This window comes from Wolbachia endosymbiont of Drosophila seguyi, from assembly GCF_028981765.1.
Classification (GTDB): Bacteria; Pseudomonadota; Alphaproteobacteria; order Rickettsiales; family Anaplasmataceae; genus Wolbachia; species Wolbachia pipientis.
This window is the reverse complement of the sequence record NZ_JAPQLM010000192.1, coordinates 1-7817: the sequence shown is the minus strand read 5'-3', so window position 1 is coordinate 7817 and position 7817 is coordinate 1. Positions and strand designations below refer to the sequence as shown.

Below are 7817 nucleotides of genomic sequence, written 5' to 3'. Positions count from 1 at the left end.
GGGCTTCTTTTGCCTTTTTTTTCATTTGGTAAATTTCTTAATATTTATAGCTAAACAACAACCGTCATCCCACTACGTGTTAGCGGGATCTATGCTTTGAGATACCGCGAATGAATCGCGGTATGACGGTGTAGATGATGGTTAAGTATCCCGCTGCTTGTTAGCGGCTAAGAGATACCGCGAATGAATCGCGGTATGACGGTGTAATGATGGTTAAGTAATTCGTCATTCCGCTACGTGTTAGCGGGATCTAGAGATACCGTGACGGTATGACAAGGGAGAACAGTTGTATTCCTGCACAATTTATTCTCATGACAAAAACGTCTTAACTTTCTCTCTACTTTTTCTGGGTAAGGTCAATTTTGTGAAAAAATGGATTGAATTATAGGTAGATTTGGCTATTATTTGTAATACATGGGTATTGGATAAAATGTTTGAATTTAGTTCTGTGCTGCTAGCTCGAATTCAGTTTGCCTTAACAATAGGCTTTCACATTATATTTCCTGCTTTCACGATCGGGCTTGCAAGTTTTCTAGCCTTTTTGGAATGGTGTTGGCTTAAGACTGGTGATACACGTTTCCGTGATGTTTATAAATTCTGGATCAAGATTTTTGCCGTTGCTTTTGGCATGGGAGTGGTATCTGGAGTTGTAATGTCATATCAACTTGGTACCAATTGGTCGATTTTTTCTGACCGCATAGCCAATGTTCTCGGCCCTCTATTTTCCTTTGAGGTTTTAACAGCCTTTTTTCTGGAGGCATCTTTTTTGAGTATTATGCTATTTGGATGGAATAGAGTAAGTTCTCGTATGCACTTTGCTTCTACTTGTATTGTTGCAGTGGGAACGCTTATTTCAGCTTTTTGGATTATTGCGGCCAACAGTTGGATGCAAACACCCGCTGGATTCACGATTGGTGAGAATGGTCTCCTATATCCAACCAATTGGTTAGAGATTATTTTTAATCCTTCTTTCCCTTATCGCTTTATTCATATGGTAACAGCAGCCTATCTTACAACAGCTTTTGTGGTTGGTGGTGTAGGAGCATTTTATCTTTGGAGAAAACGACATGCTCCTCAAGCAAGAATTATGCTTGGTATGGCAACCATTATGGTAGCTTTAGCTGCACCATTTCAGCTGTTCATGGGAGATAGGCATGGATTAAATACACTAAAGCATCAACCTGCTAAGATTGCTGCAATGGAAGGTATATGGGAAACCGAAAAAGGGGCTGGCTTACTTTTATTTGCTTATCCGGATCAGCAAAATGAAATTAATCACTACGAGATAAAAATTCCTAATCTTGCCAGCTTGATCTTAACACATGATTTTTTAGGAGAAGTAAAAGGATTAAAGGAATGGAAAAAAGAAGATAGACCACCTGTAGTATGGGTATTCTGGTCCTTCCGTATAATGGTTGGAGTTGGAATTTTAATGATCATAATTGGGTCAGTAAGTGTTATACAGTATCTTCGTGGCAAATTATTCCAAAGTTGTTTCTTACATGGATGGTGGATATCAATGATGCCGTCTGGGTTCATAGCGTTACTTGCAGGTTGGTTTACTACTGAAATTGGCCGTCAACCTTACACTGTATATGGAATTATGCGCACAATTGAATCATTTTCATCTGCGATTACCGGTCCTCAGGTTGCATGGTCTTTGATTGCATTTATCGTTATGTATACCCTTATATTTGGAGCAGGTAGTTACTATATTCTGAAACTTATATACAAAGGAATTCCTGTCATTAAAGAAGAAGAGCAATTTTATAAACACGGTATTGGAGCTTCAGTGATTGATGCTGGTACATCTGGAAAGGACAACAATCATGTTTGATTTTTCTTCCTTAATTAATTTACCCCTAATCTGGGGATTACTAATTGCCATAGCTGTTTTACTGTATATTTTAATGGATGGGTTTGATTTAGGTATTGGTATTTTACTTCCTTTTGCACCGTCAGATAAATGCCGTGATCACATGATAAGCTCAATTGCACCATTTTGGGATGGAAACGAAACATGGTTGGTATTGGGTGGTGGAGGGTTGTTTGCTGCTTTTCCTCTTGCATATTCAATATTAATGCCTGCTTTTTATATTCCAATCATTATTATGCTGCTTGGCCTTATAGTGCGCGGAGTATCCTTTGAGTTTCGTTTTAAGGCAGAAGGAAAATACAGGCGATTATGGGATTATGCCTTTCATTTTGGGTCACTTGGTGCTGCATTTTGCCAAGGCATGATTTTAGGTGCATTTATACATGGTGTAGAAGTAAACGGACGCAACTTTTCTGGTGGCCAATTTGATTGGGCAAGTGCTTTGAGTGTAATGACAGGCATTGCTGTGATATTTGGATATGCACTTTTAGGTTCTACATGGCTCATAATGAAGACAGAAAATATAACACAAGAATGGGCACGCAAGGTTGCTTCTTATACGCTTGGTTTTGTAGGTATTTTCATGGGACTAGTGAGTGTAGTGACACCATTTTTAAATGAACGTATTAAAAACTTTTGGTTTAGCACGCCAAATTTTTATTATTTATTTTCTATTCCATTACTCACATCTTGGCTATTTTTCATGCTGTGGTTTGATCTTCAGAATACTAAACGGGAGTACCGTCCATTCTTTCTCAGTATTGCTATTTTTTTTATGGGATATTTAGGTTTAGGAATTAGTATCTACCCATGGATTATACCTTTTCAATATACCATTCTGGATGCAGCTGCTTCTGGGCCAAGTTTATCTTTAATGCTCATTGTTATAATACCGCTTTTACCAATCATTTTAACTTACACTGGTTATTGCTATTATGTCTTTCGTGGAAAATCAAATTATGAACACACATATTAAGGAGTTAGTGACCTTATGGTTAAAACGTTACCCTTAAATCAAGCAGTCGTTCAGGCAATGGCGTCAACTCAAGAGCCTTCATTAGCAAACCCTCCTATGGATTTTCTGAAAAGTTTTTGAGTATATTGTATTTTTAATTTGTAGAATAAGTTTTTTTCCTTTTTGCATGCTAACCAAAAAGGGTTCTGTCATCCTTCTTGTCATATAAGTAGCTTGACGCGGGCATTCAGTTTTCTTTATAATTTTCTTTGTGAAAGAACAAAAATGCTTATTTGTAACCATAGCTGGCTTACCAAATGCTGGGAAGTCTACATTAATTAACAGCATCATAGGCAAGAAAATTGCAATTGTCACCCCTAAAGTGCAAACAACAAGGACGCAAATAAGGGGTGTTGCAACATGCAACAACACACAAATTGTCTTTACTGACTCCCCAGGAATTTTCTCAGCAGAAACAAAACTTGAAAAAGCTTTAGTCAAATCTGCATGGTCGGCAGTTAAGGATAGTGACATCACTTTGTTGCTTGTTGATGTAAGCAATTATTTGAAAAATATAGAAAGAATTAAGACTATATTTATGCGGCTGCAGCGCACAAAAGGCAGATGCATTTTGGTTATCAATAAAACTGATTTGGTAAAAAGGCCTGAATTAAAGATGGCGCATGAGCATCTGAATTTGCTTTATAAATTTGAAAAGGTTTTTATGATATCAGCATTAAAGAATGATGGACTTTCTGATTTGATGAATTACTTGTCTGAAGTTGCATCGGTGAGCCCCTGGTTTTATGAAGAAGATCAAATAACCGATTCCTCGACAAATTTTTTATCAGCAGAAATTACGAGAGAAAAATTATTCTTGAACTTGCGTGAAGAATTGCCATACTCTACAGCTGTTATAACTGAACAATTTGAGGAAAAAAAAGATAAGAGTTTAGTCATCAAACAGATCATATTTGTGTTGAAAGATAGTCATAAAAAAATAGTACTAGGAAAAGATGGCAGTAATATTAAAAAAATTAATATCGAAGCGCGTGCTGAACTAGAAAAATTATTTGAGTGCAAGGTACACCTCTTTTTATTTGTGAAAGTGCGACCTTGGATCGACCGTCCGGAGGAGTATATAGGCAATGCTTAATTCTTTATTGGTATTTGATATTGAAACTATACCAGATGTAAATTCCTGCAAAAATTTACTCAATATTAGTGATGATAGTAGTGTAGAAGAGAAGAGGGATGCATTAACAAAATATCATCTTGAAATAACAAACGGGCAGAACTCTTTTCTGCGTCAGCCTTTTCACCTTGTTGTAGTTATTAGTTTTTTACTTTGCAATATAAGCTACCAGAGTGGTTATGAGGTGTTCACACTGCAAGAAATAAGATCTGGAGGCACACTAAATTCCAGTGAAAAGGAGCTAGTGAAAGGATTTTTTAACTACATATCAGAGAAAAAGCCAAGATTAGTTTCGTTCAACGGACGCACTTTTGATATACCAGTGCTGAAGTATCGTGCTATGGTCCATGGCATTCAAGCAGAATATTTTCATAAAGCTGGCGATAAGTGGAATAGTTACAATCAGAGATATAGCAGTGATTGGCATTGTGATTTGCTTGAATCCCTCTCTGATTTTGGAGCTTCTGCGAGAGTAAAAATGAACGAAGTTTGTGCAGCATTTAATCTTCCTGGTAAGATTGGAGTTGATGGGTCACAAGTTATGGACTTATACGATAGCGGCAAGATACAAGAGATTCGAGATTATTGTGAAACAGATGTAATTAACACTTATTTGATTTACTTAAGGTTCATGCATCATCAGGGAAGGATTACTACTGAAAGCTACAACAAAAGTGTGGAAGAGCTACTTTTAGAGTGCGAAAAAAAAGAATACCTAAAGAAATTTAAAGAAGAATGGCAAATAACTTGTGGTGGAAAATTTTACTTCCATAGAATAAATAGTCGAGTTATAATGCACTAACAAGCGAACCTCTGTACTAAATTTTGGTTAATATACACGTTGAGCATATTAAGAAAGTTGCTTTTAAGGTATTGCATTTTACTTTTATTTTCGTTATAAGGTTGCTTTAAGTTGAATTTTCAACATTTTTATACTATTTACATTTAAGATATGATTTCGAAATTTTTTGGGGGCACTTCATGAAAAAGTCTATGTATACTAGAACTGCTCTAGTTTCTTTATTAACTTTATGTTCTTTCAGCAGTTTTGCAGCTGACTTTCCTGATGAGAGTATGAAGGAAATAAAAAAGCAAGAGAGCACAAAAACTTCTGGAAAAGTGGAAGTTATGAAAACATCAAATAAAAAACTGAAAGAAAAGATGGACAGAATATGTAATGCTGATCCAAGAAAAAAAGCTGAAGAGCTTAAGAAAAAAGAGGAGCTAAGATTAGCAGCCGAGCAGAAGAAAAAAGAGGAGATCAGGCTAGCAAATGAGAAAAAAGCAAAGCTTATAGAGGATTCAAAAGCGAAAGCTCTAAACGCTAAGAATTCTAATATAGAAAAAGGTAAAGTTTCAAAAACTAAGCGTTCTAAAACTAAGAATGCTAAAGTTGAAGCTAAAGATGTAAAGAAGGATATAAAAGTTGTTAACAAAAATACAGAGGAAAAAGGTAAGGCAAGTCCTGTTGTTTCAGTTGGTGGAGTTGATATTATCGATACCAATCAAGGGCAAAGTAATTTAAGAATAACTTTTGGTGGTGTTGTTGATGCTCAAGGTTATGGCAAAGCTGGACCAAGTGGCGCAGATTATAAACGTTATAACGTTATGCCAAACAGATCTACAGAGTATTATAATGCCACTCCAGATATAACAAGAGGAGCAAATCCAATATTCTATGAAGGAATAGGAAATATTGGTGATTACAGCAACGATATGGGTATGATTGCTGATGCAATATTGCACCTCAGAGCAGAAAATAAGAATGAAGATTTAGGTCTTCTTTATGGTGCTGACGTGCAGTTTCATGTTCCAGTGACCGAAGGTAAGGGAGCTTCACAGGGTGTTTATGCTGCAAAAGGGAGAAGTGCGCATGTGTTTGTTAACTCAAAATATGGTGACGTGAAGCTTGGTTACCAATTTGGTCCTGAGGCTCTGATGAGGCTTGATGCAACAAGAATTGCGACTGTTGACGGAGCTGCAGATAGTGACTGGTTCAGAAAAGTGAACTTAGAAGGAAGCGCTGCTAGCTTTCCATTTTATGTAACACCACGTCTTTACACTGAAAGTTTTTCGAGTGAAAGTGAAAAATTCTCTTTCCGCATGGCAGGGAAATATAACAAAGGCGTTATGACTACACTGCCATTTAGAGTTGCTTACTACTCACCAAATTATATGGGCGCAAGATTTGGTATCAGCTACTCACCTCGTTATGATAGTGGTTTGTTTACTGTAAAAGAAACAGTTTCAGAAGATAAAGGCGGTAAGATAGAACATAAGGAAACGATAAAGCATGTCGGCCCAGACTATGAGCACATAGTAAGTGCTGGTGCATCATATGAATATGACTTTGATAAACATAACATAAAAGTTAAAACTTCTGCAGTTGGTGAATATGGCTTTCCAAAGCAACCAAGTAAAGATAAGCATCTTTATAAGGAATTTGTGGAGTATAATGACCTGATGGGTGTTAATTTTGGTGTAAGCGCTGATTATAAGATTAATGAAGATCAAGGCGTAAAGTTTGCTGCCTCTTTTGCATACTTGGGCAAATCTGGTCAACCGAAGGGTATTAAAAAACTAATTGGTGATACCTACACGGAAATTGATAGTAAAGATGCTACTGATGGCAAAAGAGTGGAAGGGCTGAAAGCTCAATTTGGTAAAGATAGTATAGATACCATGTATTGGACTGTAGGAGCTGGGTATCAACATGAGAATATCTACACAAGTTTGACGTATTTTGGCAGCAGAATGAATGACAAAGATATGCTTCATGATGGTGCACTTGGCGTTCAATATGATCTGTCTCCTGCATGCAGTAAGAGCAAATTTGTTCCTTACGCAGCTCTCCATTATTTTATGACTAACGAAACAGGTAAGCTGAAAGATGAGTCTGATGCTGATGTACCTTCTAACCAAGGAATTCTCCTTCTTACTGGTGTGAAGTTTTCTTTCTAACCAGCCAGTACACACCACAGTTAACTGTGGTGTATTCTTGTCTGTTAGTGTTTATTTGTCGATCAAATAAACATATGGTGTCCTCTCTCCTGTCATCCCAGTGCGTGACACACAACTGTACGAACATTGTGATTTGAGGACACTCCACCAAGAAGGATGTCATCCCAGTGCCCAGACACTGGGATCCAGCTTTCCATGCAACTTCATCAAAAGCGTTTATTCAGCATAAGATCAGCCACTTTTTATGCTCACCAAATCAGTTTGCTTACTTACAAGCAAAATTTCCTGGATTCCAGTGTCAAGCACTGGAATGACACCCTATGGTCACCGGAATGACGCTTTATGGCTACTTAGATGATGAGAAAAGAACACACTGCCCTTATTCTACTGGCCGTATAGCTACTTTCAAATTTAATCAATTAAGCAGGAGGCCCCTATGCAAACCACACTAAAAAATCATTTAGCTGGAGAATTACTTACCACCGCTACGTGCTGGAAATTAAAGCTCGCAGGTGGAGAAGTAATGGGATTCACTGACTATGATGAAGATTTAAATATTGATAATATACTCTATAAATCTTCAAGTGGATTTACAGCCAGTAGTATAATATTAAACAGCGATTTGAAAACTGATAATCTAGAAATTGAAGGGATATTAAATAGTGCTGATATTAAAGAAGAAGATGTTTTATCAGGAAAGTATGACTTTGCAAATATTGAAATATTTCTTGTGAATTATAAAGACTTGACCCAGGGAACAATGAGAGGTTGTCCGGAAACTAGTAAATTCAAGCATATTCCCTCTTTAACATAACCCTACTCATAGCTAG

Annotated in this window: 6 protein-coding genes; all 6 read left to right on the top strand. The window is 36.9% G+C overall.

The genetic code is table 11. The annotated features are described in order from the left end of the window. Positions 1-430: 430 nt before the first annotated feature. The 6 genes from OZD62_RS05675 (at position 431) to OZD62_RS05650 (ending at position 7801) form a co-directional block, all read left to right on the top strand. Positions 431-1837 carry a cytochrome ubiquinol oxidase subunit I gene (locus OZD62_RS05675; protein ID WP_274979195.1) on the top strand — a complete coding sequence of 469 codons (1407 nt, stop codon included), beginning with the start codon at positions 431-433 and terminating at the stop codon, positions 1835-1837. Continuing rightward, positions 1830-2852 carry a cytochrome d ubiquinol oxidase subunit II gene (cydB, locus tag OZD62_RS05670; RefSeq protein WP_275019627.1) on the top strand — a complete coding sequence of 341 codons (1023 nt, stop codon included), beginning with the start codon at positions 1830-1832 and terminating at the stop codon, positions 2850-2852. The genes OZD62_RS05675 and cydB overlap by 8 nt, the downstream gene beginning before the upstream one ends. Before the next feature lie 250 nt (positions 2853-3102). After that, on the top strand, positions 3103-3987 hold the full coding sequence (era, locus tag OZD62_RS05665; protein ID WP_010082484.1) for a GTPase Era: 885 nt from the start codon (positions 3103-3105) through the stop codon (positions 3985-3987). Continuing rightward, positions 3980-4828: a 3'-5' exonuclease gene (locus OZD62_RS05660; RefSeq protein ID WP_051955838.1), complete on the top strand. Its 849-nt coding sequence runs from the start codon at positions 3980-3982 to the stop codon at positions 4826-4828. The genes era and OZD62_RS05660 overlap by 8 nt, the downstream gene beginning before the upstream one ends. A gap of 179 nt (positions 4829-5007) precedes the next feature. Further along, positions 5008-6987 (top strand): WD0745 family porin, encoded by a 1980-nt coding sequence (locus OZD62_RS05655; protein ID WP_010962806.1) that lies wholly within the window; start codon positions 5008-5010, stop codon positions 6985-6987. A 436-nt stretch (positions 6988-7423) separates the two neighbouring features. Beyond that, positions 7424-7801, top strand: a complete 378-nt coding sequence (locus OZD62_RS05650; RefSeq protein WP_275019626.1) for a DUF2163 domain-containing protein — start codon at positions 7424-7426, stop codon at positions 7799-7801. The last annotated feature ends 16 nt before the right edge of the window (positions 7802-7817 follow it).